A 16434-nucleotide genomic window follows, 5' to 3' on the forward strand; every position below is an offset into this window, starting at 1 on the left:
AGTCCATGCTCAACGCATACCTTTTTGATGGTGCGCGCACCGCTTTTGGTCGCCACGCCGGTGCTTTGGCGTCTGTGCGTCCCGACGATCTGGCCGCGCACCTGTTGCGCAGCCTGGCCGCGCGTTCGCCCATGGCGCGTGCGGTGGAAGACGTCGTCCTGGGTTGCACCTGCCAGGCTGGCGAAGACAGCCGCAATATCGCCCGCCATGCCGCTTTACTCAGTGGCCTGGGCCAGCAAGTCCCCGGTCAGACCGTTAACCGCCTGTGCGGTAGCGGCCTGGCCGCGGTCATGGACTGCGCACGCGCCATCACCACGGGTGAGGGCGATGTGTATCTGGCCGGTGGCGTGGAGAGCATGAGCCGAGCGCCCTTCGTCATGGCCAAGGCCGAGTCTCCCTACAGCCGTGATTTGCGCGTGGCCGATTCCACGATTGGTGCGCGTTTTCCGAACCCGGCGTTGATCCAGGCGTTTGGCAACCACACCATGCCGGAAACGGCCGATGCTGTGGCTGCAGAGCTGGGCCTTACGCGTGATGACTGCGATGCTTACGCGCTGCAATCACAACAGCGCTTTGCGGCGGCGCAGGCAGCTGGCGTTTTTGCGCAGGAAATTGTGGCCACCGAAGTTCCCCAGGGCCGAAAAGCCCCGCCGCTGGCCTTCGCCCTGGATGAACACCCGCGCGCCGACACCACGCTGGCCTCGCTGCAAAAGCTCAAGCCCCTGTTCGAAGGCGGTGTCACCACCGCTGGCAACGCATCGGGCATTAATGACGGTGCAGCTATGGTGCTGCTGGGCAACCAGGCAGCCGGCGAGCGCCATGGACAGAAGCCACTGGCACGCATTCTGTCGTCCGCAGTCGTTGGCGTAGAGCCGCGACTCATGGGCCTGGGGCCCGTGGGCGCCATCCAGAAAGCACTCGTGCGCGCTGGTATCACGCTGGCGGATGTCGACGTCATTGAAATCAATGAAGCCTTTGCCGCCCAGGTTCTGGGTTGCCTGAAAAGCCTGGGTCTGGACGCCCAGGACTCCCGCGTCAACCCCAACGGGGGCGCCATTGCGGTCGGCCACCCCCTGGGTGCCTCGGGTGCAAGACTGGTACTGACCGCAGCCCATGAACTGCAACGGCGCCAAGGTCGCTACGCCGTGGTGAGCCTGTGCATCGGTGTGGGGCAAGGCATCGCCATGGTGCTGGAACGCACCTGAATCTGACCCATCTATTTCTTAAATTACTTTATCCAAGGACATAACCATGGCTACCAAGAACACTTTCCAATGGGATGACGCATTGCTGCTGGACAGCCAGCTCACAGACGATGAGCGCCAGGTGCGTGACGCGGCCCAGAGCTATTGCCAGGAACGCCTGCTGCCCCGCGTGCAAGACAACTTCCGCCACGAAAAGACCGATGCCAGCATCTTCCGTGAAATGGGCGAACTGGGCCTGCTGGGTGCCACCATCCCCGAGCAGTACGGCGGCGCCGGCCTGAACTACGTGTGTTACGGCCTGGTGGCGCGTGAAGTGGAGCGTGTGGACTCGGGTTACCGCTCCATGATGAGCGTGCAGTCTTCGCTGGTCATGGTGCCCATCAACGAATTCGGTACCGAAGCGCAAAAGCAAAAATACCTGCCCAAGCTTGCCACCGGCGAATGGATCGGCTGCTTTGGCCTGACCGAACCCAACCACGGTTCGGACCCCGGCAGCATGATTACCCGCGCCAAAAAAGTGCCCGGCGGCTACAGCCTGTCCGGCGCCAAGATGTGGATCACCAACAGCCCCATCGCCGACGTGTTCGTGGTCTGGGCCAAGGACGACGGCGGCAAGATCCGCGGCTTCATCCTGGACAAGGGCTCCAAAGGCCTCAGCGCCCCGGCCATCCACGGCAAGGTGGGCCTACGGGCGTCCATCACCGGTGAGATCGTCATGGACGAAGTGTTTTGCCCGGAGGAAAACGCTTTCCCCGAAGTGCGTGGTCTCAAAGGCCCGTTCACTTGCCTGAACAGTGCACGCTACGGCATTGCCTGGGGCGCTCTGGGTGCGGCGGAAGACTGCTACACCCGAGCACGCCAGTACACCATGGACCGCAAGCAGTTCGACAAACCCCTGGCAGCCAACCAGCTGATCCAGAAAAAGCTCGCCGACATGCTGACCGAAATCACGCTGGGCCTGCAAGGATGCCTGCAAGTAGGGCGCCTGAAAGACAGTGGGCAGGCATCTGTAGAGATGACGTCCATCATCAAACGCAACTCCTGCGGCAAGGCGCTGGACATTGCGCGGCTGGCGCGCGACATGATGGGCGGCAACGGTATCAGCGACGAATTTGGCGTAGCCCGCCACTTGGTCAACCTGGAAGTGGTCAACACCTATGAAGGCACGCATGACATCCACGCCTTGATTCTGGGACGCGCGATTACCGGGATTGCCGCTTTCTGATCGGTCCTTGTACGTCAAAAGAAAAAGCCTCTGGATAGTCCAGAGGCTTTTTTTGCTTTTCAGGCTATCGTTTACAGTGGACGTGATTTCAATAGTGAAATAGGGCTGTAGCCCTCGATACGTGTGCGCAGGCAGCTATACATTCAATAGCACGTATTAGTTAACATAATATACATCGTATGAAGTCCCGGTAGTTTTGCCAGCGTTGCGTTATTAAAGGTTTTAGAGCAACGGCCGATACGTTTTGGGTAGTTTTAGCTGTTGCATTTGAGCCTATCACGCTGCCCATGCTCATCACTTTGCCTTCGCGAACGGACCTGTTGGTGGATCACGTTGGACTTCCCAGGTTCTGGGCGGCAGTCTGGTGGATCTTTCACGGCGGCGACTTGGCGCCATCGACGCTGCGCCGAAAACTCAGACATATTGAGTCCATCTATGTGCACACCGAAAGTCTTGGCGGCAACCTTGATGACGCTCTAAGCGCACTGGACTTGGATGCATTGGGTTCCGCGTTGGAATCATTTTTTGTGACCCTCCGGAATGTTGCAGAACCGGTAAATTCCAGCGTTGCCCGCTGGAATACGGTATTTCATTTCGTGAAAAACACTTGCGAACGACTTGAGCGCAATCCCGCTGTCGGCAACAAGATGGCTGACATACGTCAGCGCATGGCCCGTCTGGACAATCTCTATTTGGGTCTGCGCCCGTTCAAAAAGCGTAACCATGCGCAGGTTCGTGCAATTCCGAGGGGGGTGTTGGAAGAGTTTCTTGACGCTGCCACACCTGGTTCAGCGACAAATCCGTTCGAATATGAGCAAACTCAGTGGCGGATCTATGCCGCAGTAGTTCTGATGCTCTTTCAAGGACTCCGTGTTGGAGAACTGGCGCTATTGCCAGCCGACTTCACCAAAACAGAAATTGATGCACGTACGGGCATCCGACGTTGGTTTATGTCAGTCAAAACAGATGATTCTGAGGACGACCCTCGTTACTCCCGACCCAGTATCAAGACGGCGGCATCAATCAGAACCATTCCAATGGCAAGCCAGACTGCAAACGTTTTGCAGACATATTCTGCCAATTACCGTGGCAAACCCAACTACACGCAGTTCTTGGTGAGCATGCGCAAAAAACCAATGTCACCCGAAGGTTTACGCCATGCAATGCACGTACTCTCGGCGGCCTTGACACCAAATACACGCGAACAGCTCTTTAACCAGACTGGCACAAGAAATTTGACTCCACATGCGCTACGTCATACATGCGCAGTGCTTCGTATGAAGCAATGGACGGAGGCTGGTAACTCACCAGCCAAGACCATGATGCTTATGCGTAGCTTCTTTGGATGGTCAAGAGAATCCATGATGCCTTTGCTCTACGCAAAAGCCGCCTTGGACGAAAACCTCAATGAATCTTGGAATGCCCAGCTTGATGACCGATTGAACGTCTTGAGAAATATTCCACTGTGACTACACAAATAGCAATTCACGGTGAAGCTAATGACCCATTTCTTCAGGCTGTGGCGGCGCTTCCACCTTTGCCAAGAACGATTCAATATGAAGACGACTACGATGAGAAAGTACGTTCGATCAAGGTTGCAGAGAGTGAAGAGCGCCTCACAATTCACATCTCCGGCGCTGCTCGCAAGTTGGATTTTTTGCGATACGCCCCTCGAGTTCGGCGGCTTTTACGCACGTATTTACTACTCTCTTTGCAGGAGCTTTCGCCGCAGACGATACATTTGAGATATGCCCAATTTACAGAACTAGCGGCAGAGGATGTTGAGCTAGCGGCGACAACCGAGCCGATCAAACTTCGAGCAATTTGGTCGGTGTTCGTGGGGCGGTACTCTCCATATGTCCTGGACGGACTTCGGGCGTTGCTTGCCTTCTTGTGTCTGGTCCGGTTTCTGGGATGGTCGCCGGCGTATAACGGATTTGTTTCTAGAGTCCTGTTCGTACCTCGGTCAAGCCCCTACCCCACTGTGCGCAATGGGGATGCGTTCCTAACGATTGAGGAAGAGTCAAAGCTAGTCCGTTGGTTTGACGACGCCGCTTTACAGCTTCACTCCTTGCGTTTGGTGGATATTGAAGTAGCTTGTCTCTTGATTAGCTCATATCAATTTGGCATGCGTCCAAAGCAGCTGGGAATTATTCGGATGCGCGATTGTGCTGTACGGACTAGCGTCGAAGATGGCAGTGCCATCGTACATCTGACCTTCAAGATCATCAAGCAGCGAGACCCAACTCTCGCCAAATTACCTCTGGTTCGCAAGGTAAAACGCGAGTGGGCTCCTTTGTTCGCAAGACTTGTGCAGCTAAAAAATGGGGAGGATCGCGACGCTTTTCTTTTCGGGTTTCAAAGTCGAGTGAGTCTCAGCAACGCTTTGATTGGGAAGCTTGCAGAGATACTGCCTGATAGTGAGCGTCGAGTTGCATACGACCTGCGCCACTCAATGGCGCAGCGCTTGGTAGACGCCGGTGCCAGCCATGAGGACTTGGCCGCGGCGTTAGGGCACACACTGTTGGTGACGGGCCTTATTTATTTCAGGCAATCGGCAAATCAAGCAGAATTGGTCAACAAGGCCTTGGGCCTGTCGGAGGTCTACCAAACGGTCGCACGTATTGCAAAAAACAAGTCGATCAACCAGCAAGAATTGGCCCGATTAAAGGGAGATCAACAAGTTGGTGGTGCTCCGCACGGCATACCGATTGCCGGGATAGGAGGGTGTGAATCAGGCCAATCTACTTGCCCCTATAACCCCATAACTGCCTGCTATGGATGCCCAAAATTTATGCCCGTGCAGGATGTTGCTTTGCATCAACAGGTTTTGACCGAGTTTCGGGGAGTGGTCTTGCAATTTAAGGGGGCTGACAGAGGCGATGGATCTTCCCCGGCCTTTTTGCAGCTCCAACGGACAATCTCTGAAATTCAGGCGACTATCGATGAGTTGGAAGGTATGAGAGATGAATGAAAATTTCAAAACTCTTATCGAGAATGCTCGAACACTGGCAGCCGATAAAGGACTGAGTTGGCACATCCCTCTCGATGAAAAAGGCATTGCGCTCAAAGGGCATTCTTGGAATCTGCGACATCTGAGTAAGGATGGAAAACCCACGACATACGTCCTGAGGAAATTCAGTGAGTTTGAAGATGCGCAGGCTGAATTGGTAGCGAGAGGGGTTCTGGACCAAAGCGAGCTCGGCCAACGTCCAGTATCGGCTCATTGGCAAGACCTAATTAAGGCGTTCGTTCTGGATCACGTTGTTGTCCGCAGCAAGAGCTTAGCTTTTGCACAGGCCGCTTCAATGGCTTGGCGGTTCTTGGCTTCGATTGCACGCAAAGAGCCTTGGTTGGTCACTGTTGAGGACGTGCGGTTGGCCTGCGAAGTTTCTGATATTTGCCAGAACACTGATGCACGCACGATCAATATCATGGCGCTCATCCGCAACTATGTGGATGCACAACACCTATTTGATGCATGTCCTTTGACCACGTTAGTAGATCGCCCTCAAATTGGGAAGAACGCGAAGGCAAAGTTTGCGAAAACATCCGCTGCGCTCTCTCAGGAACTGGCTCAACGCAAGACACAGGAGAAATTACCTGAAAGGCGAGCTTTTTGGCAGTTGATGAGCATTGTCTACACGGAGCGACCGAAGTCTATCGTCGATTATTTACGGTTTGCGCTTGTGAAGTTGATGGTGTTGACTGGACTCCGCATTGGAGAGGTCGTTTATATCCCCTTCGATTGGAGGCGTACCAGGGGCTATCGTGATCAAAATGGGCGACCGGCCGGCGAGAGTGGTGGAATTTCTGAAACCCTCATGATCCGGCACTTTGCAGAAAAGCAGGAAGAGCCCTATTTTTTTGAAGAAACGCAGTTCGTACCAGATATCTTTCGAGCAGAAGTGGAAAGTATCCTAGAAGGCGTAGCCCGAATCACCGCCCCGCTGAGAACTACTCTACGGGCACAGTATGAGTCAGGGCGGATATTCCCACAGTATGAGACCGACGAACTTGTGGACGCTGTGGTGATGTATGTCCATCTAACAGGCAACCCCATATGGGTTAGCCCGCCCTACTCCCATGAAATAACTCAGTGCATTGAGCGCTATAGAGCGACCTATGACCCGGCAGAGTTAGCCAAGTTCGCTGACCTTCAGCGAACCGCCTCTCATTTAGCTGCTGCGGTCAGCAGGTATTTTTCACCTGAAAATAGAAGCAAAGGGCTGGTATTGCGCGACAAATATGGCCTTGCAAGTACCGATAAGGGCGTTCGTGGGAAATTTCTTCTTGTGTCGGATGTTGAAGATTTTGTGAAGCGGCATGTCCCGACCAAACGCCCTGACTTGTCGCCTTTACGTCTGAATCAGGGGGGAAGCCTGGCACCGTGGGAAATGATGTTTTTAATGCCCAAGCGTGCGGTGGGTGAAGGACGTGGGCAGTCAGTCATTGACATTGTGAGCACCTTCTCCGTAGGCTTGGCCGATCAAGCGCTACTGGTGACCGCGTTGGGTGGAGTACCAAGTGATCAAAAATATTCGCTCTTTAATGCTTACGGGAATAAAGAAGAAGATCGGTTGCTCACCCTAACTACTCACACTTTTAGGCATTTGCAAACAACCGAGTTGTTCCGTCTAGGTGTAGCTGATTCCATCATCAGTAAGCGCTTCAATCGACGCAGCGTGGCGCAAAGCTATGTTTATGACCACCGCAGTCTTGCGGAAGAGCTGGATGCGATTGAATTGCCGGCTGAATGGTCGTCCCTCCTAGGAGATGGCAAAGCGGCCACGGTGGGGAAAATGATTGCAGCCGGCAAAGCGAACGGGCCTATCGTGCGGGAGTTCAAACGCATACAAGTGGAGGAAGGGGATCAGGCTGCGCTGCAGTTTTTGATGGCAGAAGCTGATGGCTTTCACGCGACTCCTTATGGCACTTGCTTGAATGCATTCACCGTCGATCCTTGCCCCACGAGTCTTGAATGCTTCAATGATTGCCGACATTTGAGCGCCACCGGGCTTCCGGAACATCAGAAAAACTTGGTTGTTTTACGTGGACGACTTCAGGCGGTACTGGAGAATGCACAAGCCAAGCCAGAGGGAACCATCGGTAAAGCCAATCAGATCTCCCACGCTATGAAGCGTTTGCAGGGAGTAGAAAAGTTACTAGCGACGCCAGCAGGCGCTTTGGTTTTTCCAGAAGGTGTCGATTTATCTAAACCAAATAGACCAGGGACGGTGTTGGATGGCACGTAGCACAACGGATCCTCAGCATGCAGAGTTGACCAAGGTTCTCGAATCCATGCTGGAGCGCGACGAAGAAATTACTGCGCGAGCAGTTACCAGGCAGCATAGCTCTCTCAAAAATGCGTCGGACATAACACGGCATGAAGGGCGACGCACAATCCTCAATGCATTTCAGAGCAAACAGGCGGAACTTCGAAAATTTGCCGGTAGGGTTAGAAATAAGGGAACGACCATTGTTGCAAAAAGTCTTCAGGCTGCGGATGAACGTATCCAAGAGTTGGAGACCAATGAACAAGCTCGCATTGCCAGTCATTTGGCCATGATCACTGCGGTTGCCGAGCTGGGTGGCACACAGAAGCTGCAGAAATTCTACAAAGACTATGCCCACATTCGGGATCAGTTGGTAAGACAAGGCGCCCTCCCCGCTCAATTTTCCCAAAGCTGAATTCGGCTCATCTAGACGCAACACATACGTTTGCGTTCCCAAAAAAACGGGCCGCACATGCGACTTTAGCCACGCTCCGTGCAAGCGTTTTACCATCCGCGACCTCAGCGGCGCAGTTGGACGCGGTCGCGCAGGTTGATCGGCGTGAGCATTGAAAATTTCTGCCGGACTGCTTGGTAAACAGGCTCACCCATCTCGCTGGCGATGGTCGCCACCAACACATACGGCAGCGACGGGACATTCTTGTTGACGACCTTCTCTCCGTGCTCGCGCGCCCCGTGTTCCACATCAAAACAGGCATCCAGTAGTTCTGCCGCGGAAAAGCTTTCGGACCTATGCAAAACGGTTTCCCACTTGTGTGCATCGCGGCGCAATTCCTGCTCACTGCCGTGCGTCTGAGATGAAAAGAATGGCTGGGAAGAACCTGCTCCTTGAGGCCGAAACTTGATGGTCAGTCCATGACGGGTGTAGTTGACCGGATCGGCGGGGTCTACTGGGGATGCAAAGCAGAAGGTGGCGGTGATGCGCAAGCGCACTCCCAACGGCACAGCTGGGATTGGCAATTCGATACGCATGATGCCGCCTGCAGTGAAGTATCCTTGGTAAAGGACGGTGGCCTCGCCATCACTGCATGTCAGTAGCTCCTCCGCCGAAGCCGGAAAACGCCCCCAGCCCACGTGGCTAAGCTCATGGCCACCACGCTCCGCACGGTGAATTAAGAGCGAACGCAATGCGGTGGCACTTAACTTGGTCTCGGACATCGCGCAGGCCGCCGCAGCCGTCCGCAATACGAGCGGTGAGGCAAAGCTAGTCCCCTGTACACCACATAGCCCCCCAGAGAGTGGGTTCAGCAACACAAGCGGTTCAGATTCCGTGCCACCAAAGGCTAGCCCATCGGGTTTCACCAAGCCAGGCGAGCGGCCAGGTCCGACGCAGCTATATGCAGCGCGCCCCCACATGAAGCCCGACGAATCTGCGGAACCTATCGCCAGCGCATTCACGGCATCCGCGGGCGGCTGGATACGTCCCATGGGGCCCTGAATTTCTCCATCATTTCCTACCGCCACCGACAAAAGAGTTTTGCCCGAAGCCAGATGGCCATCAAGCATAGATGTCCAAGCATGTGGCTGACCGTCATCGATCGCTATGCGTGGCCCAAGCGAGATATTGGCAAAGTCCACCTCCCCCGTCCGCAGCACGGCGTCGATGCGACGCATGCAATCGTATAGATCAGAATCTGACTCATCAGCGTGGCCCAGTACACGGTGGTGCGCAATGTTGAAATAGGGCCGTTCCAGCTCCGTGGCGCCTTCGGAGACAGCGCCGAAGAGCAATGCCGACGTGACCTCCATACCATGCGAGAGATAGTCCGCGTGGGTATCGGTCAGTTCAGGTGGAACATGTTCGGTGCTCCAGCGGGAAAAATCCTTAGCACCCAACCCTCCGTCAAATACGGCGACGCGTAGATTGGTATCAAGCGCGTCTTCATTGGGTAGCGTCGGCGCTTGAACGGTGAGCTTTTCACGGATGGTCGGGCGATTCAGGCGCAACTTGGGCAATCGCCGAACAGCGCGTAGCGCTGTAAAAGTCGCAAACTCATCTAGCTTGGAGCGAGGTACAACGCCAGGCAAAAATACAAGTCCTGGTACAGCCAAATGCTTGGCCACGAAGATCCTGGCTCCGCACGAAGCAGAAAAGTGTTCTAAATCGTTGAGCAGTTGGATATCCGTGCCGTTCCCGTGCAGAATGATCTCAATGGGAATCTCCGGGTCTTCGCCGTCAAGGCGCAGCAATCGCTCTTGCGGCGTGAGAAAGCGGATGGCCTCCAATTTGCAAAATTCTCGCTGAACGCCTTTGCCGGTTCGCTCCGACATTAGCATTTGGTGGAGAGCCGCAAAGGCTTTGTAGTCGCCGCTGACGTACAGTTCCGCTGTAGGTTGTTCGCCCTTGGGCGCATACTTTCTCGCATCGATCTCAGGTTTCACCAATGCTGGCGTACTCCCAACCGTGCGCAGCCCTGCGCGTCGAAACACGTCACCGGGAATCAGCCATTTTGCCTGGAATGCAGGATGCACCGTAAATACACCGGTCCCCTCTCCGCGCGGCTTGGCCGCATCTGGGAGCTGAGTTACGGCGTCTAAGACCGCATCCAATGCAGGCCGCAGGCGCTCACGGGCCTGTGCGATCGTATATGGGGTTTCTTTGTTGCCACCTCCGCCTGACGGCGTCCGCTCAATGGAACGAGTGAGTAGCTGCCCATTGCCCAGCAGAAGATTAGGTCCCGACATTGACGCTCCTGTGGAATCGGTTTAACGATCGAATAACAGTGGTGTGCGAAATATCCATTACCTCAGCGATCTCACGCGCCGACATTTGGCGGCCGTGGTGTACCAAAACTTGCAGGTCACGGCGCTGGCGCTCGTATTGCGACGCTGATTGCGCAGGCTTCGCCGTCACAGATAGTGCCCACGCGGCAAGTGCCTCGTCAAATGGTTTGTCTTCAAGAATTGTCTGTTTGCGGGCCGACTCCACGGCACGAAAGATTACCGAAAAGGTCTGGCCTTCAGTCACGGCACCAATGCCATCAGCAAGCTCCTCGCCTACCCCGTGGGCGCGCAGCAACTGCGCTCGTTGCGCATGTCCTGGAAGTGAAAAATTCAGGGTGACATCAAATCTGCGCCAAACTGCCGGATCAAGCAATTCACCGTGATTGGTGGCGGCCACTAGAAGCGACAGTGGTGACCAATCATCGATAGTTTGCAAAATTACGGTGACCAAACGTTTGAGTTCACCCACATCGCTGTCGTCGTCCCTGCGTTTAGCGATGGAATCGAACTCGTCCAGCAGCAGCACACAAGGGTGCGTCTGGGCATGATTCAATACCGCCCTCACATTCGCACCGGTTTTGCCCAGATAGCTGCTCATGACGCTGGCCAGATCCAGCGTGACTAGAGGCAAGTCGAGCTGCTTGGCCAACCAGCCCGCAGTCATCGTCTTGCCCACACCTGGTGGTCCACTCATCAGCACGGAGCGCACCGGTGTGTAGCCGGCTTCCATCAGCCGATCGGTCGCTTGGCGCTCACGAATGACTCGCTGGATTTCGGTACGTTCAATAGTGCCCAACAAGGGCTCTTGTCGCGGCGTATCCGCGGGCTCTACACGCACAAGTGGCAACTTGGTATCACCATCAACCGGGGGCGTTCGCATCGTGCTGAGCAATGAGCGAGTGGCGCCTGCGCCGACACACGAGGCAGCCGCTTGTGCCAATTCTGGATCCGTCGCCCTTATGAGGCTAGCAAAGCGGCGTACACGCATTTCCAAAGCAGCCCCGCCCACTTTCACTGCATCCTGGAACAAGCTAATGAGTTCTGCTGTTGCTCTTTGTTCCATCTCTTCACTCACCTATGTGTTAACCAATTTTGAACTGGAACAAATTCTATCACCATGAAATACAAAATGTTCCACAAAATGTAACGACTATATATTTCAGTGCTAAGTGATTGATTTATAAAGAATTGATATGCTTGCGCTGAGGCGTTGCCTGGAACAATTTTCGAATATTCATGGGAATTTACGCCAGAACAGGTACGTCAATCTGCCTTCATCGAGCGCACGTCGGCCCAATTTTGAGAGTCAAGTACGAATTCCGATTAGACGGATGCCTTTGGCGGGGCATGTCCGAACGGTGACGGCTGCTCTGTGCCTCGCTGTTTACGCCCTCTTCACAGGCACTACCTGTCGGCGCGCGTCCAATATTCCTCAGCAGTGCGCAGACCACGGACCAGCTCAATCTGGGCCATCTGGTGCTCAATGGATTTGGGGGCGGTGGCGCCACCGTAACCAGGTGCGCAAGCAAAGAACTGCAGGCCTCGCGGGCTGCGTTTCAGGACAGCAGGAACGCGCACATCGCCAGCCTGTACGTGAAATGAACCGACAGGCAACTTCCGCCGCTGTGTCCATTGCTCCACTGGCACGGAGAAAGACTCTACCGGCTCGATCTGGCCGGGCAGGTACGCCAATAGCGTCATTCCTCCCTACACCTTGATCGGTACATGCACATGCATCACCGCGTCGGGCCAGTACAGTGCAGTAAATTTATCTACGGCATCCATACCCGTGAATGTCGCATGTTCAAGAGAGATGCCGCCCGGCGTTTCTAGATGGGCCAGCCCGGTAAGTGCATTCGTAATCTTGAAGCCCCCTGATGAGACCAACTCAACTTCAACAAATCCGTCCGTTACTTCTGAGATAACCAGCGTTCCGCAAATGGGGCAGAAGCCATTTTCTCTTTCTTTGCCGCCTGGTACACCCATTCCGCGAACGCGGGTTTGCAGACGCACAGCACAGGTCGGGCACTCAATTTGATTCCAGTTCATTATAGATTTCTCATTGTTTTCAATGAATTCAGATTGCGCTAGACGTCAATTCTGAGCCAACAGGTGTTCAATGCGCTTGGGCGGCGAGTGTCCCGGATGATCATCTATAGGCACGGCTAAGTTTTCCGCTTGGAGTGAGAATTCCAGCCAACTTGAGAAGCAAAACTGCCTCTTCCCCCGTCAGCGCTTTAGCGACACGCAATCGGGAGCCACCACGCACCAGGGGCCGCCGCCGTTTAACCGGCAACTTCTTCGCCACAGCAGATTCCGGTTTCAACTGTGTAGTCAGAAGCGAGACTTTTTTGGTAGCTGCAGCCATATTGAGAGTATGGCGTAAATCAAGTTTTAGCGGATCCCCACGCGATACAGTCATTCGCAGGCTACAAATCCTACAGTCCTTTGCTCGTTCCTCTGGGAAGACGCGTGCGAGCGTTGTGAGCGTCCCACTGCTTTGTGAGCGCGGCCAGGAACTTAGGAAAATCCACATTCAACGCCTGCAGCCAGGCATGAAGCTCGACCACGTCTAGCCGTCGGATTCCTGTTTCGCATTTGCTGACAAATGTCTGGGGCTGATCCAACTTGGATGCCAATGCAGCTTGGGACACCTGCAGCGCTTCCCTCGTTTCTCGCAGCAAGGTGATGAATATTTTGTACTGCTCTGAGTGGAAAGAGTCGGGCATTCTGCGGGTCTTTAAAACCCGCAGAATCAATGCCAAAATCGAATATGCGAAAATCGGTTAAGACAAAGAACTCTAGTTGTCCAGCAAATTGACCTTGGCGGAAGAATATGAGATTCCCACTACGTGGCCGTGCACTGCAGGTGGCGCTCAATTTCGGCAATGAGCACGTCATCACGAACCTCAAAGACTTGGGATTCACCCCAGATCGGGCTGCGGACGTGGCCGCAGCCGCCAAGAAGTATGCCGATGAAGAAACGGCTCTTCTGGTCAGGCAGTTAATCCCAAAAAGCGCCTGGCCAGGCGTCGTTGTCGTTCGAAGGCACTTTGTCGCACCACGGGAAGAGACCTGGTTGATGCTGAAGTACGAAAGTGGGAAGGGCTGGAATCTTGACTCAGCCCTGTTTGTCTAGGAGCATTGATAAATTAACCGCAGGTCGAGGCGCAGTGGATAACGGAGCGTTGGTGGGTATTCGCACAAAAGCCACCGCCGATTCGCATTGCAAAACCGCCAGTAATTCGCATCCCACTCACATCACCTATCACCATCGCTGGCACTATGGCAATTGAATTGTGGCCAATTTCCGTTCTGGGCGGCGGACTCAAGGCAATGTCCGCTTTTTCCACCGAAACTACCGCGACGACTGGACCTTGCGCGCAAGTGCGCCTGAGCATTGCAACGGAGAACCAATAACATCCTCCTTTCATTGCTCACAGAAACACCATGGACTTCGTAAAAATCACTCTGCTTTTTATAGCCACGGCCATTGCTGAAATCGTGGGATGCTATCTGCCATGGCTGGTTCTCAAACAGGACAAAACAGCATGGTTGCTCATTCCTGCAGCGCTATCGTTGGGACTATTCGCATGGCTGCTAACGCTCCACCCCAGCGCGGCCGGTAGAACATATGCCGCCTACGGCGGTGTCTACATTGCCGTGGCCCTTGGGTGGCTATACCTGGTGGACGGTGTGTCGCTGACCCGATGGGATATGGCAGGTGCAGGCATCGCGTTGGTCGGAATGGCGGTCATTGTTTTGCAACCGGCCAACCCATAGTAGTTGACCCATTGCCGTCGACGTGGCGGTATCTCAGCAGCAACCCTTAGCCGCGACGGGTTGTGTACCGCTTGAGCCAATGTTCTCCAAGATGTTGCATTGGGGCGCGGGGCCACCAATGCAATTCTCCGTGCAAGATTGGATGAAGCTGGTCAGGTTTTTCTCCAACTGGCGGAGTTCTGAGAGCTTGGCTTGTACGGCGTTGAGATGGGTCTGGGCAATCTCGCGAGTCTCATCGCAAGGGAGCTGCGCATTGGTGGAAAGCAGAACCAGCTCTCTGACTTGCTCGATTGAAAACCCAAATTCCCGGCAGCTCCGTATGACTGCTAGTACCTCTTGCGCCTCAGGTCCATACACCCTGTGCCCACTGGGTCGCCGGTGGGCCTTGGGAATCAGGCCGATTTCCTCGTAGTACCGGATGGCGGACACGTTTACCCCGGTGCTCTGGGCTAACGCACCAATCGTTATGTACTCAGCCATCGGAAGGTCTTTCACCGAAACTCCTTGCATCTCAAGTTACTTGAGGTTCTACATTGCAGTTTAAGGGAATCGTCCCGAGACTTCTATGTGAGGATGAACTATGACTGTGAAAAAAGCAGGGTTGGCCACGTTGGGCGTAGTGGGCGCATGCGCGGCCTGCTGTGCAATTCCGCTGGCGATACCCATCATTGGCACCTTGTCGATTTCCGGCTTGTCGCTTTTGGCCATTGACCAGTTTCTTTTGGGGCCCGCTGGAATCGGCATTGCAGTGGCCACCAGCCTGGGGGGGATTGTTTGGGGCGGTGCTTGGTACGCGGGGCAGAGCCGCAAACGCGCTGATATGGCCAAGCGCAGTGGCGCGTGCTCTATCCCAGACAGTAAGGGCGAAGGTGGCTGCGCTTGCTCCAAGGGCTCGGTATGAAGCGCCGAGAGACTTTGCTGTTGGGGGCCGCTGCACTGGCGGGCTTGGGGCTGCCTGGTTTTGCCGGTGCCACCACCACTGGGCATGAGAAGGCCGCACCGTCCTTTGCGGTAGACGACGCCACTGGCAAACGGCGTACTCTGGAAGAGTTCAAGGGGAAAATAGTGGTGCTGGAATGGACAAGCCCCTCCTGCCCCTTTGTTCGGGCCCAGTACGCCAGTGGAAAAATGCAGGAACTACAAGGATGGGCCAAGGCACAAGGTGTTGTGTGGCTTTCCGTGCTATCCACCAATCCTGGCCGGGGGGACTACCTTGCTCCACAGAAAGCATTGGCATTCAATCAAGGGCGCAAGGCTCAACCAACTGCCTTATTGATGGATTCATCAGGACAAATGGGGCAAGCGTATGGAGCGCGGAATACGCCTCACATGTTTGTCATTAACGGTGCTGGACAGCTTGCTTACTCCGGGGCCATTGACACACAGCCAACGGTCGATGAGTCGGTCGTCCCGAATTCGCGGAACTTGGTACGTGCCGCGCTGGAAGACCTATTGGCCGGCAAAAGTGTCGCTACACCTAGGACAACACCGTATGGCTGTCTAGTGGGGTACTCCTCTTAGCGTGCCGGTCCCGAACGTCCGCTATCAGGCAATCGGCCCGGATTTACCTAATTCCGCTATGGGCCGTCTGGGCTTGCGCTAGGATTGCCCGTGTGGGCCAACTGCAGTCTTTGGCAAATGTCGGCTGCCGGGAACTGAATCAATGGCCCTGGGTCAGGCAGAATAAGTCCTGCAAGACCGTTGGCTGGGAGGTAAAGGGAATCTAGAAAGGCGACTCTATTGCGTGTTCACGATCTACGCAAAACTTGAAGCTACTACAATGTTGACCATGCGCAAATGGCTGGCTGTTTTTTTGCTGATAGTGATACCGATGCAGTTTGCTTTGGCTGCAACGGCTGCGTATTGTCAGCATGAAGCAGGTGTAGCTACCAAGCATCTTGGGCACCATGGTCACAAGCACCAAGCGCAGTCTGCGGAACTCGCCCAATCAGACAAGACCAAATCCAATGGTTTTGATTTGGACTGTGGCAATTGCCATGCGGGGTGTTCCTTGGCAGTTGCTACTGCGGAAGGCAACTCAGTACTTCCCGGTCTTAGTTTCATCGAGCCAAGCACTGATCGTGTCTTGGCCTCACTTCCGCTCAAAGTTCCAGATCGCCCTCAGTGGCTCGCCCGGTCTTAACCGGGGGTTAGCTTTCGATTCGATGGTTGGTCAGTTGCCTGCTGGCACTGGCTAGAGTTC

17 protein-coding genes are annotated in these 16434 nt (G+C 54.7%); 11 read left to right on the forward strand and 6 right to left on the reverse strand.

Annotation, left to right across the window (positions count from 1 at the left end):
* The first annotated feature begins 5 nt into the window (after positions 1–5).
* From RS694_RS10315 to RS694_RS10340, 6 genes are all read left to right on the forward strand, one after another.
* Positions 6–1205 carry a 3-oxoadipyl-CoA thiolase gene (locus RS694_RS10315; RefSeq protein ID WP_029705680.1) on the forward strand — a complete coding sequence of 400 codons (1200 nt, stop codon included), beginning with the start codon at positions 6–8 and terminating at the stop codon, positions 1203–1205.
* 46 nt (positions 1206–1251) lie between these two features.
* Positions 1252–2430: an acyl-CoA dehydrogenase gene (locus RS694_RS10320; RefSeq protein ID WP_029705682.1), complete on the forward strand. Its 1179-nt coding sequence runs from the start codon at positions 1252–1254 to the stop codon at positions 2428–2430.
* A gap of 287 nt (positions 2431–2717) precedes the next feature.
* A complete protein-coding gene (locus RS694_RS10325; protein WP_029705683.1) occupies positions 2718–3899 on the forward strand; it encodes a site-specific integrase in 1182 nt (393 codons plus the stop codon).
* The gene (locus RS694_RS10330) at positions 3896–5404 is read left to right on the forward strand and encodes a site-specific integrase (protein WP_037246331.1); all 1509 of its coding nucleotides are present in this window, start codon (positions 3896–3898) and stop codon (positions 5402–5404) included. Before RS694_RS10325 ends, RS694_RS10330 begins: the two co-directional genes overlap by 4 nt.
* Positions 5397–7685, forward strand: a complete 2289-nt coding sequence (locus RS694_RS10335; RefSeq protein WP_029705685.1) for a hypothetical protein — start codon at positions 5397–5399, stop codon at positions 7683–7685. Before RS694_RS10330 ends, RS694_RS10335 begins: the two co-directional genes overlap by 8 nt.
* Before the next feature lie 25 nt (positions 7686–7710).
* A complete protein-coding gene (locus RS694_RS10340; protein WP_081708516.1) occupies positions 7711–8121 on the forward strand; it encodes a hypothetical protein in 411 nt (136 codons plus the stop codon).
* Positions 8122–8225: 104 nt separating this feature from the next.
* Here the strand turns inward: RS694_RS10340 and RS694_RS10345 are convergent, their stop codons facing one another.
* The 5 genes from RS694_RS10345 to RS694_RS10360 all read right to left on the reverse strand — a co-directional run bounded on the left by RS694_RS10345 (position 8226) and on the right by RS694_RS10360 (position 13177).
* The gene (locus RS694_RS10345) at positions 8226–10409 is read right to left on the reverse strand and encodes a S8 family peptidase (RefSeq protein WP_029705688.1); all 2184 of its coding nucleotides are present in this window, start codon (positions 10407–10409) and stop codon (positions 8226–8228) included.
* Positions 10396–11511, reverse strand: a complete 1116-nt coding sequence (locus RS694_RS10350; protein ID WP_241463826.1) for an ATP-binding protein — start codon at positions 11509–11511, stop codon at positions 10396–10398. The genes RS694_RS10345 and RS694_RS10350 overlap by 14 nt, the downstream gene beginning before the upstream one ends.
* A gap of 341 nt (positions 11512–11852) precedes the next feature.
* A complete protein-coding gene (locus RS694_RS10355) occupies positions 11853–12149 on the reverse strand; it encodes a hypothetical protein (protein ID WP_029705690.1) in 297 nt (98 codons plus the stop codon).
* Positions 12150–12155: 6 nt separating this feature from the next.
* Complete coding sequence (locus RS694_RS20475; protein WP_037246335.1) at positions 12156–12497, reverse strand: hypothetical protein; 342 nt, start codon at positions 12495–12497, stop codon at positions 12156–12158.
* Between the two features lie 389 nt (positions 12498–12886).
* Positions 12887–13177 carry a helix-turn-helix domain-containing protein gene (locus RS694_RS10360; RefSeq protein ID WP_029705691.1) on the reverse strand — a complete coding sequence of 97 codons (291 nt, stop codon included), beginning with the start codon at positions 13175–13177 and terminating at the stop codon, positions 12887–12889.
* A gap of 107 nt (positions 13178–13284) precedes the next feature.
* On the opposite strand from RS694_RS10360, the gene RS694_RS10365 reads away from it, so the two are divergent.
* Both RS694_RS10365 and RS694_RS10370 read left to right on the forward strand, forming a co-directional pair.
* Entirely contained in the window at positions 13285–13587 is a 303-nt protein-coding gene (locus RS694_RS10365) for a hypothetical protein (protein ID WP_029705692.1), read from the forward strand.
* 311 nt (positions 13588–13898) lie between these two features.
* Entirely contained in the window at positions 13899–14231 is a 333-nt protein-coding gene (locus RS694_RS10370) for a YnfA family protein (RefSeq protein ID WP_029705693.1), read from the forward strand.
* 33 nt (positions 14232–14264) lie between these two features.
* Here the strand turns inward: RS694_RS10370 and RS694_RS10375 are convergent, their stop codons facing one another.
* On the reverse strand, positions 14265–14741 hold the full coding sequence (locus tag RS694_RS10375) for a MerR family transcriptional regulator (RefSeq protein ID WP_051391646.1): 477 nt from the start codon (positions 14739–14741) through the stop codon (positions 14265–14267).
* Positions 14742–14811: 70 nt separating this feature from the next.
* Between RS694_RS10375 and RS694_RS10380 the strand changes: the two genes are divergently transcribed.
* The 3 genes from RS694_RS10380 to czcI all read left to right on the forward strand — a co-directional run bounded on the left by RS694_RS10380 (position 14812) and on the right by czcI (position 16374).
* Positions 14812–15132, forward strand: a complete 321-nt coding sequence (locus RS694_RS10380; protein ID WP_029705696.1) for a hypothetical protein — start codon at positions 14812–14814, stop codon at positions 15130–15132.
* Positions 15129–15752 carry a redoxin domain-containing protein gene (locus RS694_RS10385; protein WP_029705697.1) on the forward strand — a complete coding sequence of 208 codons (624 nt, stop codon included), beginning with the start codon at positions 15129–15131 and terminating at the stop codon, positions 15750–15752. The genes RS694_RS10380 and RS694_RS10385 overlap by 4 nt, the downstream gene beginning before the upstream one ends.
* 223 nt (positions 15753–15975) lie before the next feature.
* On the forward strand, positions 15976–16374 hold the full coding sequence (gene czcI, locus RS694_RS10390; RefSeq protein WP_241463828.1) for a cation efflux protein, CzcI family: 399 nt from the start codon (positions 15976–15978) through the stop codon (positions 16372–16374).
* Positions 16375–16434 lie beyond the last annotated feature (60 nt).

This window comes from Rhodoferax saidenbachensis, assembly GCF_001955715.1.
GTDB classification, from domain to species: domain Bacteria; phylum Pseudomonadota; class Gammaproteobacteria; order Burkholderiales; family Burkholderiaceae_C; genus Allorhodoferax; species Allorhodoferax saidenbachensis.